This window comes from Falsiroseomonas sp. (assembly GCF_051859025.1).
In the GTDB taxonomy this organism is placed as follows: Bacteria; Pseudomonadota; Alphaproteobacteria; order Acetobacterales; family Acetobacteraceae; genus Falsiroseomonas.
Genome location: NZ_JBHYGL010000008.1, coordinates 92,440 through 113,246, shown reverse-complemented (window position 1 = coordinate 113,246; position 20,807 = coordinate 92,440). Strand labels below are relative to the sequence as shown.

Genomic DNA, 20,807 nt, shown 5'->3' with positions numbered 1-20,807 from the left:
GTGATGCCAAGCCCTGCGTTGCGCCATCCCTGAGCCACCGCTAGCGTTCCCCGCGACGGCGCGGAGACGGTGATGGACGGATCGGTGGCGCTGGCGGCGCCGGATGCGGTAACGGTCGAGATCATCAAGGGCGCGCTGCGATCCGCCCAGGCGGAATGCGAGGCGCTTCTCGAACGCACCGCCATGTCCCCGGTGATCCGGGAGAAGCAGGATTATTTCATCGGCTTCTACGCCGCCGATGGCAGCCTGGTGACGGGCACGAAGCTGCCGCTGTTCGGCGACGTGATGCGCCCGATCCTCGATCGCTTCCCGGCGGAGGACATCCGGCCCGGCGACATCTTCTGGTACAATGACTGCTACATCTCGAAGGGCGGCGTATCGCATACGTCGGACCAGGTATTCGCCACGCCCGTCTTCGTAGGCGGCGAATTGGTGGCCTTCGCGCAGAGCTGGGCGCATTTCCGGGATATCGGCGGCGCCTGGCCGGGGTCCAACACGCCGGGCACGGAAAGCGTGTTCCAGGAAGGCATCATGGTGCCGCCGGTGCGGCTTTACCGCGAAGGCGTGCTGAACACCGACCTGTTCGAGGTCTTCGTCCGCAACTCCCGCTTCCCGCAGCACGCCCGCGGCGATACGCGCGCACTGACGGCCGCCGTCCGGCTCGGCGAGAAGCGGCTGGCCGAACTGTTCTCGCGCTTCGGCACCGGCGTGCTGCTGGGCGCCATCGCGGCGATGCGGGAGCAATCCGCGCGGCTGTTCCGCCGCCGCCTCTCGGAGGTCTTTCCCGCCGGCGGCAGCTGGAAATTCGCCGATCGCGTGGATGGCGATGGCAAGGGCGGCGGCCCCTTCACCGTACGCTTCGGCCTGACGGCGCGCGACGATGGCTTCACGCTGGATACGCGGGACTCGGATGGCCAGGCGAAGGGGCCCATCAATTTCCTGATGAACCCGACCGTGCCCAACACGGTGTTCGGCCTCTATCTGCTGGCCAATGAACCCGACGTGATGATGAATGATGGCCTGCTGCGCACGATCGACGAGGTGCTGGTGAAATCCGGCACCATCGTGCAGCCGGCCTTCCCCGCGCCGCTCGGCCAGCGGTCCAACACGCTGGCGCGCGTCATCTCCGGCTGCCTCGGCCTGCTGGCACAGGCGACGGATGGCAACAGCCCCGCCGCGAGCTCGATCTACACCATCTACACGCTGACGGGGCGCCAGCCCTCCGACGGGTCGCTGTTCTACAAATCGGGCGGGCATGGCACGGGGCAGGGGGCCAGGCCCTTCGCCGATGGGCTCGATGTCATCTACTACGTCGCGCAGCAGAACTACCCGATCGAGTTCCTAGAGACCGACATGCCGGTGCGCATCCGCACCTATGCCATCCGCCCCGACAGCGGCGGCCCCGGCCGCTGGCGCGGGGGAAGCGGGATGATCCGGGAGATGGAGATCCTGGTGGATGGCGCGACGCTCAACACCCGCATGGACAATGTGGAGAACCCGCCCTGGGGCGTGAAGGGTGGCCAGGCCGGGCGGCCCGGGCGCTTCATCATCAATCCCGGCCGCGCCGATGAACGCGAGGTCGCCAGGCTGGCACAGGGGATTCCGGTGCAGCGCGGCGATGTCGTGCGCATGGAAAGCACCGGCGGCGGCGGCTGGGGGCATCCCTTCGACCGCGAAGCCTGGCGCGTGCGGCAGGATGTGCTGGGCGGCTTCGTGACGGCGGAGGCCGCGCGCGCGGATTACGGCGTGGTGTTGCGCGACACGCCGGACCGGGAGGTGGATGAGGATGCGACGGCCGCCCTCCGCGCCGATCGCCCGGCGGCGGAGGGAATGTTCCACCGCGGCGGCGTCTATCGTGACGCCGATGCCTGGTGGGACGCGATGGCGAGCTGACGCTACCCCGCGGGAACCTCGACCACGAGGTTCCCGAAGGCGTCCATCACCGCGCTGTCGCCGGGATGCAGGTAGGTCGTCGCATCCATCTGCACGATGATCGCCGGCCCCAGCACCGTGGCGCCGACGCCCAGCGCATCCCGGCGCCAGACCGGCACGCGGGCCAGGCCGGTTTCCAGATGCACCGGGAGGTGCGTGTAGGGCGCGCCCGGCCCGGCCATGGGCGCGGATGCCGGTGCCGGGCCAGGCAGCGTGCCGAGCGCCGCCACTTCCAGCGTCACGATTTCCACCGGCGTGTCGCGCTGCGCGAAGGTGTAGAGGCGCTCATGCTCCGCGTGGAAGCGGTCGATGGCCTCGGTAAGCCCCGCATCATCCGCCGCGCGACCGGGCCAGTCCACATAGAGCTCGAAGCCCTGGTGCATGTAGCGCATGCCCGCGCGCCAGCGGATCTCCCGCGCCGCGGCCGGCACGGCTTCCGATTCCAGCCAGGCGGCCGCTTCCGCATCCAGCGCACCGAAGGCGGCGGCGAGCGGCGCGGGATCGGCGATCGGCGCCCGCATCATCACGGTCCGGGAGAACTCATTGCGGAGCGGCGCGGCGAGAAGCCCCTCGGCGGAGAGGACGCCGGGGCTGGCCGGGACCAGGATGCGCCGCATGCCGAGGAGCCTGGCGATGGCGCCGGCCTGCAGCGGCCCCGCGCCGCCGAAGGGCAGCAGCGCGAAATCCACGGGATCATGGCCGCGCTGCACCGACACCACGCGGATCGCGCCCGCCATGGCGTTGTCCGCCACAGCGATGATGCCGCGCGCGGCGGCGTGGAGGTCCATGCCCAGTGGCTTCGCGATCCGCGTCTCGATCGCGCGCGCGGCGGCATCCACATCCAGCGTGATGGCGCCATCCAGCAGCGATGGCGGCAGGCGGCCGAGCACCAGGTTGGCATCGGTCAGCGTCGGCTCCACGCCGCCGCGGCCATAGGCGACGGGGCCGGGCATGGCGCCGGCACTCGCGGGGCCTACCAGCAGCGCGCCCTCCGGCGAGACACGGGCGATCGATCCACCACCCGCACCAATCGTGTGGATGTCGATCATCGGCAGGCTCAGCGGCCAGTCACCGACCTTGCCCTCGCTGGTCAGGCGCGGTTCGCCATCGATGAGGCTGATATCGGCGGAGGTCCCGCCGACATCCAGCGTGATGAGCTTCGGATGCCCCGCGCGCAGCCCGAGCGCGCGGGCGCCGACGACGCCGGCCGCGGGGCCGGAGAGCGCCGTCTGCACCGGCTGCTTCGCTGCGCCCTCGCCCCGGATCACGCCGCCCGAGGATTTCATCAGCAGCAACGGCGCGGCGATGCCGCCTGCCTTCAGCCGATCCTCGATCCGGCGGACATAGGTGGCGACGGCGGGCATCACATAGGCGTTGAGCGCGGTGGCCATGCTGCGTTCGTACTCCCGGAACACCGGCAGCACTTCGGAGGACAGCGTGATGGGGATGCCGGGGAGTTCCTCCGCCAGGATCGCACCCGCGCGGCGTTCATGCGTGGGGTCGGCGTAGGAATGCAGGAAGCAGACGGCCACGACCTCCACGCCCAGGCGTCGGAACTCCGCGGCGGCGTCGCGCACATCCTGTTCCACCAGCGGTTCCACCACGGCACCGCCGGCGGCCAGGCGTTCGCGGGCCTCCCGCACATGTTCCGGCGGGATGGGGCGGCGCGGCTTCTGCCAGGCGTAGAGGTTGGCGTGCCGCGGGATGTCGTGGCGGCCGATCTCCAGCACATGGCGCAGCCCCGCCGTGGTCAGCAGCCCTGCCTTCGCGCCCTTCTGTTCCAGGATGACGTTGGTCGCGACCGTCGTGCCGTGCAGCACGTGGCTGATCTCCGCCGGGCTGCGGCCCGCGATGGAGAGCACCTGCGCGATGCCCTCCGCGAAGGCGCGGGACCGGTCATCGGGGGTGGAGGAGACCTTGGCCTGCCAGCGCTGCCCGCTGGCGCGGTCCACCAGCACGATGTCGGTGAAGGTGCCGCCCGCATCGACCGCGACCGAGAGCGTGCCGCGATCGTCCGTCCCATCCATCATCCGCATTCCATCCATGCCAGCACGGCAACGCGTGCGTGTGCTCAAGGGATGCTAGGCATCGGCACGAAGGCGCGTCAAACCTGCGGGCAGGGAGAACAACGTCATGACGCTGCGCTGCGAGCTGATCATCCGCGATGCCACGCTGGTCGATGGCACGGGCGGCCCGCGCCGGCGCGGCGATGTCGGCGTGAAGGGCGACCGGATCGTGGCGGTGGGCGACCTGTCGGGGATGGGCGCGGATCGTGACGTGATGGCGGAAGGCCGCGTCCTCGCCCCTGGTTTCATCGATGCCCATACGCATGACGACCAGGCGGTGCTCTGCGGGCCCGCCTGCATGCTCTGCCGCGTGTCGCAGGGCGTCACCACGGTGGTGGTGGGCAATTGCGGCATCAGCCTGGCGCCGGAACCGATGGCCGAACGCCCACCCGCACCGCTGGACGGCGTCTGCGCCCCGGAATGGTGGATTTTCGACAGTTTCGGCGCCTATGCGGAGCATCTGCGCCGGCAGCCATCATCGGTGAACACCCTGGCGCTGATCGGCCACATGTCGCTGCGCGTGGCGGCCATGGGCGGCGATACGGCGCGCGCTGCGACGGACAGGGAGGCCGAGCGGATGCGCCGCAAGCTGGCGCAGTCGCTGGCCGAAGGCGCCGCCGGCTTCTCCACCGGGCTGTTCTATCCCCCCAGCAGACACGCGCCGGAGCAGGAGGTGATCGCGGTGGCGGAGGCGCTGCGCGAGCACCGCGGCCTCTATGTCACGCATATGCGGGATGAGGGCGATGGCGTGCTGGACAGCATCGAGGAGACGCTGCGGATCGGGAAAGCCGTCGGCGCGCCGGTCATCATCAGCCACCATAAATGCATTCAGCCGGAGAACCATGGCAGGTCGGTCGAAACGCTGCCGCTGATCGAACGCCACGCGGCTGACTACCCCGTGGCCTTCGACGTCTATCCCTACACCGCCTCCTCCACCTCGCTCAGCGCCCGCAAGCCGCGCGCCGACGTGCCGGTGCAGGTCACGACGTCCTTGCCCCATCCGGAGATGGCGGGCCGCGCGCTGGACGATATCGCGCGGGAATGGGGCGTGACGCTGGAGGAAGCGGCGATCCGCCTGGCGCCTGGCGGCGGCGTCTTCCACAACATGGCGGAGGAGGATGTGCGGCGGATCATGGCGCATCGCCTGTCCATGATCGGCAGCGATGGCGGGCCGCTGGCGGAACATCCGCATCCCCGCCTCTGGGGTACCTTCCCCCGGGTGCTGGGGCGCTATTGCCGGGAACTCGGCCTGTTCAGCCTCGAAACCGCGGTCCACAAGATGACGGGCCGCACCGCCACCATCTTCGGCATTCCGGATCGCGGCACGATCCGGGAGGGCGCCTTCGCCGACCTGGTGCTGTTCGATGCCGACACGGTACTGGACCGCGCGAGTTTCGTGGCCCCGCGCCAGGTCGCCGACGGCATCATCGAGACCTGGGTGAACGGCCAATCCGTCTATACCCACGCCGCCGGCGCGAGCGACACGCCGGCGGGGCGGCTACTGCAGCGCCAGGTTCAGTAGACCGCGGCGATGCACTCGATCTCCAGCAGGAATTCCGGGATCGGCAGCGCCGCCACGACGCAGGTGGTGCGGGCGGGCAGGTGATCCGCCGGGAAGGCCTCGGCATAGAGGCGGTTCATCAGGCCCACATCCTCGATCCGCGTCAGCAGGACATTGGCCTTCAGGATGTTCTGCATGTCGCTGCCGGCTTCCTTCAGTGCGCGCTTCAGGTGCTGCATCACCAGGGCGAACTGCGCCTCGAACCCCTCCGGCACCCCATCCGGGCCCATGGGGCCGATGCCGGAGACGTAGAGCGTTGGCCCATGGCGGACGGATTGGGCGAAGGGCGGGTATTTCCGGCCGCCCTGCGGCGGCATGAAGCGCGTGATTTCCGGCATCGGGTGTTCCCCCTAATCTTGCGGAGGCATGGATGCCGGTTCCACCATGTCGGCGCAACAGCCACGGGTTCCCGCACGCCATGCCGAAGGTCGATACCGCCCGCTTCCTGGCCGATCTGAACGAGTTGCGGCAGATCGGCGCCTACAAGACCGGCGTGCATCGGCCGACCTTCTCGCCGGAGGACATGGAAAGCCGCCGCTGGCTGATGGACCGCATGCGCGAATGCGGGCTGGCGCCGACCATGGACGGCATCGGCAACGTCATCGGCCGCCACCAGGGGCCAGGCCCGCATCTGCTGGTCGGCAGCCATATCGAGAGCCAGAACTACGCGGGCTGGCTGGATGGCGCGCTCGGCGTCATGGCCGGCGTCGCGCTGGCCCGCGCCGGGCTGCCGGTGGATGTGGCGGCCTGGGCGGATGAGGAAGGGCATTACGGCGGCTTCATCGGCAGCCGGTCCTTCATCGGCGAGCTTCCGGAAGACGAGATCGACCGCCTGACCAACCGCTACCACGGCAAGCCGCTGCGGACCGCCTTGCAGGAAGCGGGCCTCGCCGGCCTGCCGCGCATCGCGATGGAGCCGGGGCGCCACAAGGGGTTTCTCGAACTCCATATCGAGCAGGGGACGCAGCTTGAGGGTTCCGGCCAGCGCGTCGGCGTGGTGACGGGTATCGTCGCCATCTGGCAGTACCGCATCACCATCACGGGCATGCAGGACCATGCCGGCGGCACCACCATGGCGGAACGCAGGGATGCCGGCCTGACCGCCGTGCGGCTGCTGGCCATGCTGGACGACCGCATGCCGATGGTCTGCGGCCCGCGCAGCACCTGGACCTGCGGCCGCATCGCGCTTGACCCCGGCGCTTCCTCCATCATCCCCGGCCGCGCGGAGGTGCTGTTCCAGTTCCGCGACGTGGAGGAGAGCGTGCTGGCCCGCATGGCCCATTGCCTCGAAGCCTGCGTGCAGGAAAGCAACCGCCGCGAACGCTGCACCGCGGTGCTGGAGGCGATGAGCCTCTCCAAGCCCGCGCTCTGCGATCCCGCGATGCAGGCGGCGCTGGCGGGGGCGGCGGAGCAATTCGCTCCCGGCGCCTGGCGCCACATGCCATCCGGCGCCGGGCATGATGCGCAATACCTGGCCAAGCGCATGCCGGCGGCGATGCTGTTCAGCCCCTCCATCGGCGGCATCAGCCACCATTGGAGCGAGGACACGAAGGAGGAAGACCTGGCGCTCTGCGTCGAGGTGCTGGCCGAAGGCGCGGCGCGCTACCTGGCAGGCTGAGCGCGCGGCCCCATCTGGTTGCGCAACAAGGGGATGGGTCCATGAACACGATCGGGATCGTCGCGCTGCTCGCAACGCTGGCCCTGGGTGCGCTGGCGGGGTTCCATTACCTGACCCGGACGCGGAAGCGCTGGGTGGTGACGGCGCATCTGGTGGCGGCGATCGTCGCGCTGGCGGTGGTGGCGGCGCGCGTCGTGGCCGGGCCGCCGGGGCCTATGCCGGCGCTGGTGCCGCCCCTGCTCGTCGCGCTGGCGCTGGCGGGCGGCTATGGCGCCTTCCGCTGGCTGCGGCGCGGCGGCGGCGCGGTGCTCGGCCTGCATGTGGCCTTAGGCGCTGCCAGCTTCCTGGTCTTCCTGGCCTATATCCGCACGTCGTGAAACTCCGTTAGGCTTGCGCGACAAGAAGCCTTCCGGAGGAACGACCCATGGAAAGCCTGCGTTTCGCGCGGCGTGCCGCGCTGATGATCGGATTGGCGATGGCGGCGACCCCGACCCTGGCCGCGGACTACCCCGCGCCCCGCGACGGCAGTTGGGTGGCGCGCGATTTCCGCTTCCACACCGGCGATGTGATGCCCGAACTCCGCATCGGCTACACCACCGTCGGCGAACCCTCCGGCATTCCGGTCCTTGTGCTGCACGGCACGGCCGGGTCCGCGCGCAGCATGCTGACCCAGGCCTTCGCGGGGCAGCTCTTCGGCGAAGGCCAGCCGCTGGATGCTAAGCGGCACTTCATCATCATCCCCGACGCCATCGGCACCGGCCGCACCACCAAGCCGAGCGACGGCCTCCGCGGTGCCTTCCCGCGCTACAACTACGACGACATGGTGCTGGCCCAGCACCGGCTGGTGACGGAGGGCCTGGGCATAAGCCGCCTGCGCCTGGTGATCGGCAATTCCATGGGCGGCATGCATGCCTGGGTCTGGGGCACGAATTTCCCGGATGCGATGGACGCGATCGTGCCCATGGCATCGCAGCCGACGGAGATGTCCGCCCGCAACTGGATGATGCGGCGCCTGCTGGTGGAAACGGTGCGGCGCGACCCGGCCTACAACAACGGCTTCTACACGCAGCAGCCCGCGAGCCTCGGCCTGGCCAATGTGGTCTACGCAACCGGCACGAATGGCGGCACGCTGAACCTTTCCGCCATCGCGCCGACGCGCGAAGCCGCCGACCGGCTGATCGACCAGCGCCTGGCCGCGCCGCCGCCGGCGGATGCCAACGACTTCATCTGGCAGTGGGATTCGTCGCGCGACTACAACCCCGCGCCGAGGCTGGAGCGCATCAAGGCGCGCGTGCTGGCGATCAACGCCGCCGATGATGAACGCAACCCGCCGGAGACCGGGCTGATGGACGCCGCCATGCGCCGGGTGGCGAATGGCCAGCTGCTGCTGATCCCCGCCAGCGCGCAGTCGCTGGGCCACGGCACCACCGGCAATGCGCGCTTCTGGGCGGAGGATCTGCGCCGCTTCATGGCGACGCTGCCATAGACGGTCAGTCCAGCAGCGCGGCGGCAATCCTCACCAGGCTGCCGCCGGGCACGCGCAGCGCCTCCAGCACCCGGAAGTGATCGGCGCCCGGGATCGGCACCAGCGGCCCCGGCGCCTGCGCCGCGCTGCGCAGCTCATGAAAATCGCGGCTGTGGCGCACCAGTTCCGGCAGCTCCGCCGCGCCATAGGCGATGGCCAGCGGCTTCATCACCACCGGGCGGCGGGCGGGGGAGAGGTTCTCGACCTCATCCGCCGTCAGCTTGAGTGCCGCATCCAGGTAGGTCTCCCGGATCGCCTCCAGGTCGAAGACGCCGGAAATGGCGAGCCCCGCCGTCACCGCCGGATGTTCCAGCGCCATCGCGGTCAGGTGCCCGCCGGCGGACCAGCCGGAGGCGACGATGGGCCCCGCGATGCCGTGCGCTGCGCCATGCGCGGAAAGCCAGTCCAGCGCCGCATTCACCTGCCAGCAGATGGTGGTGAGCGTGGCTTCGGGCGCTAGGGTGTAGCCGCAAAAGGCGGCGGACCAGCCCATGGCCAGCACGCCTTCCGCCAGGTGGCAGAAATCCTGCCGCTTGTTGCGCTGCCAATAGCCGCCATGGATGAAGACCAGGCAGGGCGCATTCGCATCGCGGCCCGGGAACAGGTCCCAGGCCTCCCGCTCATGCGGCCCGAAGGCCAGGTCGAGATGCCCGGGATGCGCGGCGCGAAAGGCGGCCGCCGCCGCATCGCGCTCCGCGATCAGGGCCGGGCTGTCGGCGACGGCTTCGGCGTTGTTGTAGGCGCGGTCGCGATCCGCCTGGCTGGCCGTCGCCCAGAAATCCGGCAGCGCCTTCATGGCGCCAGCACGCGGATCGGGTTGCCGGCCATGAAGGCCTCGATCACCTCTACCGCGCCCTTGAAGTAGGCGCCGTAATTCTGCTTCGAGACATAGCCGAGATGCGGCAGCAGCAGCGCGTTCGGCGCCGACATCAGCGGATGCGTCGCGGGGATCGGTTCCTCGTCGTACACGTCGAGCCCGGCGCCCGCGATGCGCCCTTCCTGCAGCGCCGCGATCAGCGCGGCCTGGTCGATCAGCGGGCCGCGGCTGGTGTTCACGATGAAGGCGCTGGGCTTCATGGCGGCGAGTTCCGCCGCGCCCACGATGCCGCGGCTGCGATCCGACAGGATCATGTGCAGGGACACCACGTCCGACTGCGCGAACAGCTCCCGCTTCTCCACCCGCGTGACGCCGACCGCGGCGGCGGCCTCGCTCGTCAGGTTCGTGGACCAGGCGATGACCTTCATGCCGAAGGCCTGGCCTACCTTGGCCACCGCGGTGCCGAGCTTGCCGAGGCCCAGGATGCCGAGCGTCTGCCCGCCCACCGCGGTGCCGACGCTGGTCTGCCAGGTGCCGGCGCGCAGGCTGGCCGCCTGGGCCGGCAGGTCGCGCATCAGGTTCAGGATCAGGCCCCAGGTGATGTCCACCGTCGGCGCGCCGCTGGACGACGTGCCGCACACCGTCACGCCCTGCGCATTGGCCGCGGCGATGTCGAGCGACCGGTTGCGCTCCCCCGTCGTCATGAGGAGCTTGAGGTTCGGCAGGCGCTTGATGAGCGCGCCGGGGAAGGGGGTGCGTTCGCGCATCGCCAGGATGGCATCGAAGGGCAGCAGCCGCGCCACCAGCGCATCCTGGTCCTTCAGCGTGTCGCGGAAGACCGTCACCTCGACCCCCGCGGGCAGCCGGTCCCACGGGCCCATGGACAGGGCGACGCCCTGGTAGTCATCAAGGATCGCGATCTTCTTCAGTGGCGTCATGTCGTTTCATCCCTACCCGGACCGAGTGCCCGCAATGCGTTGAGCACGACCGCGACGTCAATGCCCTCCTGGATCAAAGCACCCTGCACGGGGCTGAGATACCCCAGCGCGGCTGCGACCATGCCGAGGATGGACAGCGTGATGCCGACGGCGACGGATTGCTTCGCGATGGCCTGCGCCCGGCGCGCGGCGAACAACGCCGTGGCGACGCGGTCCAGGCGGTCCACCAGCACCACCGCATCCGCGGCCTCCCCGGGCGCCGCGGAGCCCCGCGCGGCCATGGCGATGCCGACATCGGCCATGGCGAGCGCCGGCGCGTCATTCACCCCATCCCCCACCATCAGCACGCGGCCCGACCGGCGCTCGGCCTCGATCACGGCGAGTTTCCGGGCGGGGTCGTGATCCGCGAAGACCGCATCGGCGCCGACCTGCCGGCCCACGGCCTGGGCCGGCGCTTCCGCATCGCCGGACAGCAGCACAACCCGGGCAATGCCGGCGCGGCGCGCGGCGGCGACCATGGCGGGCGCATCGGCGCGCAGCGCGTCCCGGAACAGCAGCGTGCCGGCGAAGCGGCCATCGATGGCGACGGTGACGGCGGCGGTGCCGGGCTCATGCGGGGCGGCCTCCGGCAGGGGCGCGTGGCGGCCCGCGAAGCCACGCGTGCCGATGGCGATGGCGCGGCCTTCCACCAGGCCGGCCAGGCCCGCGCCAGCTTCCTCCCGCACCTCGCCCGGCATCGGCAGGTCGTGGCCCGCCGCCCGCGCCGCGGCCACCAGCGCCTCCGCCAGCACGTGGCCGCTGGCCTGGTCCAGCGCGGCGGACAGGCGCAGCAGATCGCCCTCCGCCACCCCCGGCGCGGGCTGGATGGAGACGAGGCGCGGCCGGCCTTCCGTCAGCGTGCCGGTCTTGTCGAGGACGAGGACGGAGACGCTGGCCAACCGTTCGAGCGCCGCGCCCGATTTCACCAGCACCCCCGCCCGCGCGGCGCGGTTCATCCCCGCCACCAGCGCCACCGGCACGGCCAGCAGCAGCGGGCACGGGGTGGCGATGACCAGCACCGCCAGCGCGCGCGCCGGATCGCCCGTCAGCAGCCAGGCGAGGCCGGACAGCGCCAGCGTCGCGGCCAGGAAGGCGACGGACCAGCGCTCCGCCAGCCGTGCCATGGGCGGCTTGGCGGCGGCGGCGCCTTCCACCAGGCGCACGATGGCGGCGTAGGTGCTTTCCGCCGCCGGGCGCAGCGCCACCAGCACCAGGCTTTCCCCCGCATTGGTGGCACCGCTGCGCGCGGCATCGCCGGCGGGGCGCGTCACGGGCAGGGGCTCGCCGGTCAGCGCGGCCTCATCCAGCAAGGCGGGGGCTTCCAGCCGGCCATCCACCGGCAGGACCTCACCCTTGCGGATCAGCAGGCGGTCGCCGGGGCGGATCGCCTCGATGGGAATTTCCGTCAGCCCTGAGGCGTCCTGACGGAGCGCGGTGCGGGGCTGGCGGGCCAGCAGGGCCGTCATTTCCCGCCTTGCCCGCGCGCTGGCGCGGGCTTCCAGCACCTGGCCGCCGGCGAACATCAGCGCCACCACCGCACCGGCCAGCCATTCGCCCAGCGCCAGCGCGCCGGCCATGGCGAGTGCCGCCACGACATCCAGCGCGAAGTCCCGCTGCGCGATGCTGCGCGCGATCTGCACCAGCAGCGCGCCCAGCACCACCGCGGTCCCGGCGGCGAGGCTCAGGGATGACAGTGTCGGAAGGCCGGCGAGGCGCAGCGCCAGGCCCATCGCCAGCCCGCAGCCGGCGGCGATCAGCAGGTACCGTTTCGCCGTTTCATCCATGGTCCATGCGTCGCGCCGGATGGAGCGGCTGTCCAGCCCTCAGGGAGCGAGGAGATCCCAGCGAACGGTGCGGCCCGGGCGAAGCGGCAGCGCCCCCGGAGGCGCCCCCGGAGGCGCCCCCGCCACCGAGCCATCGGGGGCGAGGGTGGCGACGGCGCGGCGGTCGAACTGGCTGTGCGGCCCGTCCGGATCCTGCTGGTCGAGGTCCGCGGGCAGCGCGCCGAGCGGATCGGCCGCGAGGGCAGCGGCCAGCCTTGCCACGGGGGTATGCACGGCCAGGATGCAGGTGGCGGGGGGGGACCCGGCCTCGCTGTCCGGCAGCACCAGCGCGAAGCCGCCGGCCTCATCCGTCCAGGTCACGACGCGCATCAGGCCGGCATCGGTGCTGGCGGCCAGGCGGGCCAGGGCGATGCCGCGTCCCGCCGCATCGCGCAGCGTGCCGATCACGGCCGTCATGCCCGTCGGGATGGCGCGAGCGGGCGCCGGGCGCAGCAGGATGGTGCGGCGCACGGGGTGCGGCGGTACCGGGATGGGCGGTCCGCCGGCGGTGGGGCGCTGGGGGTAGCGGTCCGGCACCTCCACCATCACGGCCGCGGGCAGGTAGCGGCGATCGGGGTCCGTGACCAGGATGCGGCGGGGGCCGGGCGGCAGATCCGTGAAGCGCATCTGGCCCGATGCCGCATCCCAGGCCGTCCGCGCGCCGATGATGCCGATGGCCTTCATCACCAGCCCCGCCACCGGGGGCAGCATGCCGGGCTGGCCCTCGGCGCGGTAGGGCAGGGCGCGGATGCCGAGGATCGCTTCCCCCGGCGGCATGGCCGTGCGGCTGCCGAGGCGCCAGGCCGGCTGCGTCCCGATGATGCTCATGCCCGCCCGCCTGCCACGGCGCATTCTCCCATGCTGCTGGCGACCCTAGGCGAGTTGCAGGGGGTGCTGCAACTATCGGTTGGTATCAACAATCCCAGTAACGAGAATTCCCGACGCAGCCTGACGAAGCCGGTCGGGAAGCGGCGTGGGCCGGCGCTGCGTGGCGCGGTCCACATAGACATGGACAAAATGCCCCTCCGCGCTCGCCGTCTCTTCCTCGGCCTTGAAGATGCCGATGCCGTAGCGGATGGAGGTATTGCCCAGGCGTTCCACGCGCAGCCCGGCGGTGATCTCCTCCGGGAAGGCGATGGGGGCGTGGAAGCGGCACTGCGTTTCCACCACCACGCCGATGACGGGGCTGTCCACCAGGTTGATGGCGCCTTCCCCCAGCAGGAAGCGCGCCACCACCGTGTCGAAATAGCTGTAGTAGGTCACGTTGTTGACGTGGCCGTAGATGTCGTTGTCCATCCAGCGTGTCGGGATGGGCAGGAAGAAGCGGTAATCCGCGCGGGTCGGCAGCGCCTTCGTCACCCCAGCGCCTCCTGCACCACGGCGTTGTCGATGCAGGCATCATAGCCTGGCGCGGCGGGAATGGCGCCCGCGCGCAGCATGGAGGCTTCCAGCGATTCATAGGCGTCGCGCGGGAAGAATGGGGTCGGCGCCCAGAGGCCGAGCTTCCTGTAGCGCGCGATGCCGCCTTCCAGCGTCGCGCGGTCCATGCCCGCGAAGAAGGGCGCGACCGTCGCGGCAATGGTCGCGGCATCGCTGCCCTGCAGCCAGCGCTGCATGGAAGCCAGGCCGCGGATCATGCCGAGGATGGCGGGTCGGCGTTTCGCCAGGATGGCGCGCGTCGCGTAGAAGGCGGTGTAGGATGTCGGGCCCCGATCCGCCTGCGCATGCCACACCGCGCAGCCCTTCGCCTCCGCCATCGTCGCGAAAGGCTCGAACACCTGCGCCAGGCCGAGCGTGCCGGCCGCCACCGCATCGGCATTCTCCGCCATGGTCCGGCCCTGCACCGTCTCCAGCCCCGCCGGGTCGATCCCCGCCTCCAGCAGGTCCCGCTGCAGGCACCACCAAGGGGTCGGCACCTCGCTCACCACGCCCAGCGAATGGGTGCGCAGGTCGCGCAGCGTGAAGCCGGGCTTCGGCCCGCGCCCGACCAGCAGGAAGGGGTCCTTCATCACCACCGCGCCGAAGCTGACCAGCGGGCTGTCCGGATTCGCGGCATGGTCGCGGATCACGCGCATCGGGCCGGACCAGGCCATGTGCGCCGCGCCGGACAGCAGGTTCGCCACCGCGCGATCGGGCTCCCCCACCGTGATGAGCGTGACATCGACGCCGGCGGCGGCGAAATCGCCGCGGGCGATCGCGGCGTAGAAGGGCGTGTAGAACAGGGCGCGGAAGGGCTCCTGCAGCGTGATGGTGTTCATGGGCCCGTGCTCCGGCTGTAAGACTTCGCGCGATGTGACATGATTGCGGCCTGCCGGAGAAGAGGGACCCCCCTGATGACGTTGTCGCGCCGACTGGTTCTGGGATCATTGGCGACGCCGCTGCTGGCGCGCGGCGCGCTGGCGCAGGCGCCGCGGCCGCTCCGCGTGGTGGTCGCCTTCGCGGTTGGCGGCCTGACCGATGTGGTGGCGCGCATCCTGGCGGAGCACATGACCATCACGCTCGGCCGGCCGCTGGTGATCGACAACCAGGGCGGCGCGGGCAGCACCATCGGCGCCACCACCGTGGCGCGCGCGGCACCGGACGGGAACACCATCCTGGTCGGAAGCGTCGGGCATTCCGCGATGGCGGCGCTCTACAGCAACTTCCCCTTCGACCCCATCACGAGCTTCGCGCCCGTCGCCCTGGTGACGCGCCAGCCCTTCGTGGTGGCCGTCCATCCCGGCGTGCCGGCCACCGATGTGCCCAGCTTCCTCGCCTGGCTGCGGTCCCGGAACGGGGAGGCGAATTTCGGCACGGCGGGGATCGGTGCGTCGTCGCACCTCGCGGCCGAACTGCTCCGCAAGCTGACGGGCGCCAACTTCACCGTGGTGCCCTATCGCGGCACGCCGCAGGCGGTGGCGGACCTGACGGCCGGGCGCGTGGACTTCATGATCGACAGCCAGACGCTGCTCGGCCCGCTGATGGCCGATGGGCGGGTGCGCGGCCTGGCCGTCACCAGTGCGCAGCGTTCGACCATGCTGCCGCAACTGCCGACCCTCGCGGAAGCGGGTGTCACGGGCTACGACGCCTCCGCCTGGCAGGCGATGTATGCGCCGGCCAATACGCCGGACGCCGTGCTGCGCCCCATCGCCGATGCGGCGGCCCGGGCGCTGCGGGACCCTGGCGTGCAGGCCAGGCTGGCGGCCGCCGGCGTCGATGCCTTCGCCGATCCCTCGCCGGAGGCAGCGCGCGCCCATCTGGCGATCGAGGTCGCGAAATGGGGCGGGCTGGTGCGGGAGCTTGGTATCCGGCCGGGCTGACCGCCCGATTCGCACCTCAGGGCGCGTGTGAAGATCGCGCGCCTATCGTCTCTATTCCGTCATGGCGGCGCGAGAAGGCTTCGCTCCGCCCGGGGGCGCGGCTATAGGGTGGGGATGGCCGCGCGCTGCCCCCCGGCGCCTGGCCCCCTGTCCAGAGGAACCCCCCGCCGCGATGTCCTTCGCGCCCAGCCCTTCCGCGCCGCGCCTCGAGCCCTTCAGGCTGCGCGGGGCCAATTTCAATCTGCTGGTGATGCGGCTGCTGGATCATCGTGTGGAGGCCGTGGTGCCCGCGCTGGGGGACCAGTTCCGCCGCGCGCCCGGCTTCCTGCGCTTCGCCCCCATCGTGGTCGGACTGGACGACATCCAGGCCCGCCCGCATGAGGTCGACTTCGCCGGCCTGGTGCAGCAGCTCCGCGCCATCGAGATCGTGCCCATCGGCACCGTCGGTGGCACGCCGGAAATGCGCGTCGCCGCCCAGGGCGCCGGCCTGCCGCCGCTGCGCATGGTCGGCGGGAAGGAGGAGGAGGTGCCGCTGGCGCCCCCTTCCGCCGCAGTACCGGCGCCGCCCGTCTACCAGGCACCCCCGCCCCCACCGGCACCCGCCCCGGAACCGCAGCCCCAGGGCATCGCCCAGGCCGCCATGGTGATCGACCAGCCCGTCCGCGCGGGCCAGCGCATCTGGGCGCAGGGCACGGACCTCATCATCGTCGGCACGGTGAACCGGGGGGCGGAAGTGATCGCGGATGGCAACATCCACGTCTATGGCCGCCTCCTGGGCCGCGCCATCGCCGGCGGGCAGGACAATGCGGAAGCGCGCGTCTTCGCGCAGCATTTCGACCCCGAACTCGTCTCCATCGCCGGCTACTACGCGGTGCGGGAAGGGCTCGGGGAAGCACCGATCGGCAAGGCCGTCATGGCCAGGCTGGTCGGCGAGCATATGCGGTTCGACCCGCTCGGCTGAGCGGGTTTTCGGTCAAGTTGGCAGCGCCCCGCGGCGCGCCGGGTGAAGAAGGGCAGGGGGTCAGCATGGCGGAAGTCATCGTCGTCACATCGGGCAAGGGAGGGGTGGGCAAGACCACGTCATCCGCCGCCTTCGCCACGGGCCTCGCGCAGCGGGGCAAGAGGACGGTGGTCATCGACTTCGACGTCGGCCTGCGCAACCTCGACCTCATCATGGGCGTCGAGCGCCGCGTGGTGTTCGACATCGTCAACGTCATCAGCGGCGAAGCCCGGCTGAACCAGGCGCTGATCCGCGACAAGCGCGTGGATTGCCTGCAGATCCTCCCCGCCTCCCAGACCCGGGACAAGGACGCGCTGACCAAGGAAGGCGTCGGCAAGATCATCGAGGAGTTGTCGAAGGACAACGACTACATCCTCTGCGACAGCCCCGCGGGAATCGAGAAGGGTGCGCTCATGGCGCTCTATTTCGCGGACCAGGCGATCGTGGTGACGAACCCCGAAGTGTCGTCGGTGCGCGACAGCGACCGCATCCTCGGCGTGCTGCAATCCAAGTCCCGCCGGGCGGAGGAGAAGCGCGACCCGGTGAAGGAACACCTGCTGGTCACCCGCTACGACCCCGCCCGGGTCGAGAAGGGGGAGATGCTGAAGCTCGACGACATCCGGGAGATCCTGGCCATCCCGCTGCTCGGCGTGATCCCGGAAAGCGAGAGCGTGCTGAAGGCGTCCAACACGGGCAACCCCGTGATCATGGACCAGGAAAGCGTCGCCGGTCAGGCCTACAAGGATGCGGTCTCCCGCTTCCTGGGCGAGAAGGTGGAGCACCGGTTCCTGGAACCCGCGAAGAAGGGCATCTTCTCACGCCTGTTCGGGGGGAGGGCGGCATGAGCTGGCTCGCGGACATCTTCCGCAGCCGCAAGCCGGAGCCGGCAACGGCATCCCAGGCGAAGGAGCGGCTGCAGATCGTTCTGGCGCATGAGCGCATCGGCCGGACGCGGGAGGATTTCCTGCCGAAGCTGCAGCAGGAGATCGTGGCCGTGGTGGCGCGGTATGTGTCGATCGATCCGGGGCGGGTGAATGTCTCGCTCGACCGGGGCGGGGACATGTCCACCCTGGCGATCGAGATCGACCTGCCCGGCCCGCCCGCGCAGGCGGCCCGGCGCGCAAGCGCCTGAAGCCTCCCGGCGCGCAAGCGCCTGAAGCCTCCCGGCGCGCAAGCGCCTGAGGGCAACGGCCCGGCCCCCGCGACCAGGGGCCGGGGGCGCGCATCACGCCAGCAGATGCGCCTCCGGCAGGGTGGGCGCGCCCAGAAGCTCGACCTCGAAATCGGCCACGCCATCGCCGGTCCAGTCCAGCTGGAGCAGCCCGTTCGCGTAGCGCGCCTGACCCCCGTGAGTGAAGGCGGCGTCGCCGATGAAGGCGAAGGGCTGGCGACCGTCGATATCGGGGTTCGCATCGATCCGGCGCAGGTCGATGACGTCCCCGTCATCGGCATCGAAGTCGGTGATCACGTCACGCAGCGCGCCGGGGCGCGAATGCGGGGCATTGAAGAAGAAGGTGTCGGGCCCCTCTCCCCCGGTCATCCGATCCGTGCCCGAACTGCCGAACAGCACGTCGTTGCCCGCGCCGCCAACCAGCGAATCATTGCCCGTGCCGCCATCCAGCGCATCCGCGCCGTCGCCACCCAGCAGCGTATCCGCGCCGCCCTGGCCGCGAAGGGTATCGCCGGCGGTGCCGGAGGAGAGCGTGTTGGCGGCCGCATCGCCATCGACCAGCAGGTGCTCCGTGCCTGTCGCGACCAGGGACAGGGTGAAGGTCGAGGCGCCGGTCTGCGTCACCGTCGCGGTGAAGGCGCCGTTGAAGCCGGAGAGGTCGATGATGTGGTCCGCCACCCGGTCGGAGGTGCTGTCGATGGCGAGCCCCTTCAGGATGTAGGTGCCATCGACCCACACATGGTCCAGCAGCACGACCTGCCAGCCCTCGAACCCCGTGAAGCCGTCCAGCCCGCGATAGACCGGCACGTTCGTTGACGTCAGGCCCTGCTGGCGCGTGAAGTCCAGCGCCACGGTCTCCCCCACCGCCAGGTCCAGGATGGTGGCGGTGACGGGGGTGGAGGAGACGCGCGTGATCGTCATGGCGAAGCGGTCGGTACCGAGGCCGCCTTGCAGCAGGTCGCCATCCCCTGCGGTCAGCGTGTCATTGCCGCCGAGCCCTCGCAGATGGTCGTAGCCGTCCGTGCCGGCAAGCAGATCGCCATTGGCCGACCCGTTGCGCAACGCCCGCGCGACCTGGAAGACGAGGCTTCCCGGCGCCGTCTCTGCCAGGGTGAAGTCGCCGTTGCCCACATTGATGAACGTCTCGCCGACCCCGTCGCCATCCCGGTCGATCTCCAGCCCGAACCGGTAGAGCCGGACCTCGCCCGCCATGCCGGAGAAGGCGGCGGTGCCGACAAAGGACAGGCTCGACAGGAAGGAGAGATCCAGCACGTCGCCCAGCGCGAAATCCGCGATGGTCGCGCTCGCGATCTCGCCGAGGACGAATCGATCCGCGCCGATACCGCCGCTGACCGTATCGCCGGCCCCGACGACGATCAGGTCCCGCCCCTCGGCGCCCCGCACCAGATCCGCGCCGTCGCCGCCGACCAGCTTGTCGGAATCCGCGCCGCCGGACAGCGTATCGGCGCCAAACCCGCCCAGCAGCGTGTCATGCCCCGCCTGGCCGCTGATCGCATCCGCGCCATTGCTGCCGACGATCAGGTCATCGGCCGCCGATCCGGGCAGCGTGACGGGAAGGCTGTAGCCGAATACCAGGCTGCCTTGCGTCACCTCATCCAGGGACAGGATGCCGCGCGGCTGGGTGATGGTGATCTGGCGGTCGGCGATGGCGTCGCCATCCATGTCGATGGCGATGCCGGTGCCGGTCACCAGCACCTCCCCCGCCTGGCCGGTGAAGCCGCCGCGCACCAGGCGAAGGAAGCCCGCCATGGCGGAAAGGTCGATGAGGTCCCCGCCCTCGGCATCGGTGATCAGGTCGCCGCCGAAGGAATCGAGGCTGCCGAAGACGAAGCGGTCGTCATGGGACCCGCCGCTGAGCGTATCGGCGCCGGCGCCGGCTTCCAGCCGATCCGCGCCGCGGCTGCCGCTCAGCACGCTGCCCGCATCGCCCGCCACCAGCGTATCGTCGCCCAGATCGCCCATCAGCGTGTCGGCGCCGGTGCCGCCCACCAGCAGGTCGGCCTCCGTGCCGCCGGACAGACGGTCATCGCCATCGCCGCCCAGCACCGTGTCGGCGCCGGCATTGCCATTCATGCTGTCGGCGCCCGCGCCGCCGGAGAGGCTGTCCGCGCCGTCGGAGCCCAGCAGCGTATCCGCCCCGTCGCCGCCGCTGATGATATCGTCGCCTGCGCCGCCATTCAGCAGGTCCGTGCCGAAATGGCCGAGCAGCGTGTCCGCGCCGTCCTGGCCGAAGGCGGCGCCGCCGGCGAGTCCCATGCGCACCACATCGTCGCCACCCTGCGCTCGCAGCGTATCGGCGCCGCCGGCGGCATCCAGCGTGTCCGCCCCGGCCGTACCGTTCATCACGCGGTTGGCGAGGATGGTGAAGACCCCGCCGCCTGCCGGCGCGACATAGACGCCACCGGCGAGTGTCAGCGTCGCATCTGCGGTCTGCAGGCTGAGTGCGGCGGTGCCATCCTCCAGCGTCACGCGGACAGCGCGGATCTCATTGCCGGCGCCGGAGAAGGCGGCCGAGCCGATGAAGGTGAAGCCGGCGGCGAAGGACAGGTCGAGCCTGTCCCCGGGCCGCGCATCGCCGATGATGTCGCCCGCCATCTCCGCGGCACTGGCGAAGCGGAAGGTATCGTTGCCGGCGCCGCCGCTCAGCCGGTCCGCCTCCAGCCCGCCGAGGATCAGGTCATCGCCGTCGCCGCCGGCCAGCGTATCCCGCCCCGCGCCGCCGACCAGCGTATCCGCGCCGCCCTGGCCGAAGATGATGTCGTGGTCGGCACCGATGCCGGCGAGGGTTTCCGCCGCGTTGCCGCCGATCAGCGTGGCCATGATGTCAGATACCCCGAATGGTTAACGGCCCGAATGGTTAACGGCCCGCATGGTTAACGGACGATATCGACGGCCATGCGGCGTCACCAGGGCAGGGAGTGATGCCTCACGGAGGCGTGAGCGATGCGCTTTCCCGTGGGGGCGCCCCGGCGAACAGGATGAAGCGCCTGACAATGC

Annotated in this window: 18 protein-coding genes; 9 read left to right on the top strand and 9 right to left on the bottom strand. The window is 70.8% G+C overall.

Features of this window, described 5'->3' with window-relative positions:
- The first annotated feature begins 72 nt into the window (after window positions 1-72).
- Window positions 73-1,893 (top strand): hydantoinase B/oxoprolinase family protein, encoded by a 1,821-nt coding sequence (locus ACTIE5_RS10375; protein WP_439549623.1) that lies wholly within the window; start codon window positions 73-75, stop codon window positions 1,891-1,893.
- 2 nt (window positions 1,894-1,895) lie between these two features.
- Here the strand turns inward: ACTIE5_RS10375 and ACTIE5_RS10370 are convergent, their stop codons facing one another.
- A complete protein-coding gene (locus tag ACTIE5_RS10370; protein WP_439549622.1) occupies window positions 1,896-3,962 on the bottom strand; it encodes a hydantoinase/oxoprolinase family protein in 2,067 nt (688 codons plus the stop codon).
- 103 nt (window positions 3,963-4,065) lie between these two features.
- On the opposite strand from ACTIE5_RS10370, the gene ACTIE5_RS10365 reads away from it, so the two are divergent.
- Window positions 4,066-5,520 carry an N-acyl-D-amino-acid deacylase family protein gene (locus ACTIE5_RS10365; RefSeq protein ID WP_439549621.1) on the top strand — a complete coding sequence of 485 codons (1,455 nt, stop codon included), beginning with the start codon at window positions 4,066-4,068 and terminating at the stop codon, window positions 5,518-5,520.
- Here the strand turns inward: ACTIE5_RS10365 and ACTIE5_RS10360 are convergent.
- Window positions 5,514-5,897 (bottom strand): RidA family protein, encoded by a 384-nt coding sequence (locus tag ACTIE5_RS10360; protein ID WP_439549620.1) that lies wholly within the window; start codon window positions 5,895-5,897, stop codon window positions 5,514-5,516. The genes ACTIE5_RS10365 and ACTIE5_RS10360 overlap by 7 nt on opposite strands.
- Before the next feature lie 80 nt (window positions 5,898-5,977).
- On the opposite strand from ACTIE5_RS10360, the gene ACTIE5_RS10355 reads away from it, so the two are divergent.
- Genes ACTIE5_RS10355 through ACTIE5_RS10345 form a run of 3 tightly spaced genes read left to right on the top strand, consistent with a single transcriptional unit; the run spans window position 5,978 to window position 8,663 of the window.
- Complete coding sequence (locus tag ACTIE5_RS10355) at window positions 5,978-7,177, top strand: Zn-dependent hydrolase (protein ID WP_439549619.1); 1,200 nt, start codon at window positions 5,978-5,980, stop codon at window positions 7,175-7,177.
- A gap of 41 nt (window positions 7,178-7,218) precedes the next feature.
- Window positions 7,219-7,554 (top strand): hypothetical protein, encoded by a 336-nt coding sequence (locus ACTIE5_RS10350; protein ID WP_439549618.1) that lies wholly within the window; start codon window positions 7,219-7,221, stop codon window positions 7,552-7,554.
- Between the two features lie 47 nt (window positions 7,555-7,601).
- Complete coding sequence (locus ACTIE5_RS10345; protein WP_439549617.1) at window positions 7,602-8,663, top strand: alpha/beta fold hydrolase; 1,062 nt, start codon at window positions 7,602-7,604, stop codon at window positions 8,661-8,663.
- A 4-nt stretch (window positions 8,664-8,667) separates the two neighbouring features.
- Here ACTIE5_RS10345 and ACTIE5_RS10340 read toward each other — a convergent pair whose 3' ends face one another.
- From ACTIE5_RS10340 to ACTIE5_RS10315, 6 genes are all read right to left on the bottom strand, one after another.
- Window positions 8,668-9,498 (bottom strand): alpha/beta hydrolase, encoded by an 831-nt coding sequence (locus ACTIE5_RS10340; protein ID WP_439549616.1) that lies wholly within the window; start codon window positions 9,496-9,498, stop codon window positions 8,668-8,670.
- Entirely contained in the window at window positions 9,495-10,457 is a 963-nt protein-coding gene (locus ACTIE5_RS10335; RefSeq protein ID WP_439549615.1) for a D-2-hydroxyacid dehydrogenase family protein, read from the bottom strand. The genes ACTIE5_RS10340 and ACTIE5_RS10335 overlap by 4 nt, the downstream gene beginning before the upstream one ends.
- Window positions 10,454-12,280, bottom strand: coding sequence for a heavy metal translocating P-type ATPase (locus ACTIE5_RS10330; protein WP_439549614.1), 1,827 nt, complete (start codon window positions 12,278-12,280; stop codon window positions 10,454-10,456). Before ACTIE5_RS10330 ends, ACTIE5_RS10335 begins: the two co-directional genes overlap by 4 nt.
- Before the next feature lie 39 nt (window positions 12,281-12,319).
- Window positions 12,320-13,147, bottom strand: coding sequence for a hypothetical protein (locus ACTIE5_RS10325; RefSeq protein WP_439549613.1), 828 nt, complete (start codon window positions 13,145-13,147; stop codon window positions 12,320-12,322).
- 72 nt (window positions 13,148-13,219) lie between these two features.
- Complete coding sequence (locus tag ACTIE5_RS10320) at window positions 13,220-13,678, bottom strand: acyl-CoA thioesterase (RefSeq protein WP_439549612.1); 459 nt, start codon at window positions 13,676-13,678, stop codon at window positions 13,220-13,222.
- The gene (locus ACTIE5_RS10315; protein ID WP_439549611.1) at window positions 13,675-14,577 is read right to left on the bottom strand and encodes an ABC transporter substrate-binding protein; all 903 of its coding nucleotides are present in this window, start codon (window positions 14,575-14,577) and stop codon (window positions 13,675-13,677) included. Before ACTIE5_RS10315 ends, ACTIE5_RS10320 begins: the two co-directional genes overlap by 4 nt.
- 75 nt (window positions 14,578-14,652) lie before the next feature.
- Here ACTIE5_RS10315 and ACTIE5_RS10310 point away from each other — a divergent pair, with 75 nt between their 5' ends.
- From ACTIE5_RS10310 to minE, 4 genes are all read left to right on the top strand, one after another.
- A complete protein-coding gene (locus tag ACTIE5_RS10310; protein ID WP_439549610.1) occupies window positions 14,653-15,618 on the top strand; it encodes a Bug family tripartite tricarboxylate transporter substrate binding protein in 966 nt (321 codons plus the stop codon).
- 172 nt (window positions 15,619-15,790) lie between these two features.
- A complete protein-coding gene (gene minC, locus ACTIE5_RS10305) occupies window positions 15,791-16,579 on the top strand; it encodes a septum site-determining protein MinC (RefSeq protein WP_439549609.1) in 789 nt (262 codons plus the stop codon).
- A gap of 65 nt (window positions 16,580-16,644) precedes the next feature.
- The gene (gene minD, locus ACTIE5_RS10300) at window positions 16,645-17,463 is read left to right on the top strand and encodes a septum site-determining protein MinD (RefSeq protein ID WP_092961830.1); all 819 of its coding nucleotides are present in this window, start codon (window positions 16,645-16,647) and stop codon (window positions 17,461-17,463) included.
- Entirely contained in the window at window positions 17,460-17,750 is a 291-nt protein-coding gene (gene minE / locus ACTIE5_RS10295; protein ID WP_439549608.1) for a cell division topological specificity factor MinE, read from the top strand. Before minD ends, minE begins: the two co-directional genes overlap by 4 nt.
- Before the next feature lie 93 nt (window positions 17,751-17,843).
- Here minE and ACTIE5_RS10290 read toward each other — a convergent pair whose 3' ends face one another.
- A complete protein-coding gene (locus ACTIE5_RS10290; RefSeq protein WP_439549607.1) occupies window positions 17,844-20,630 on the bottom strand; it encodes a calcium-binding protein in 2,787 nt (928 codons plus the stop codon).
- Between the last annotated feature and the right edge of the window lie 177 nt (window positions 20,631-20,807).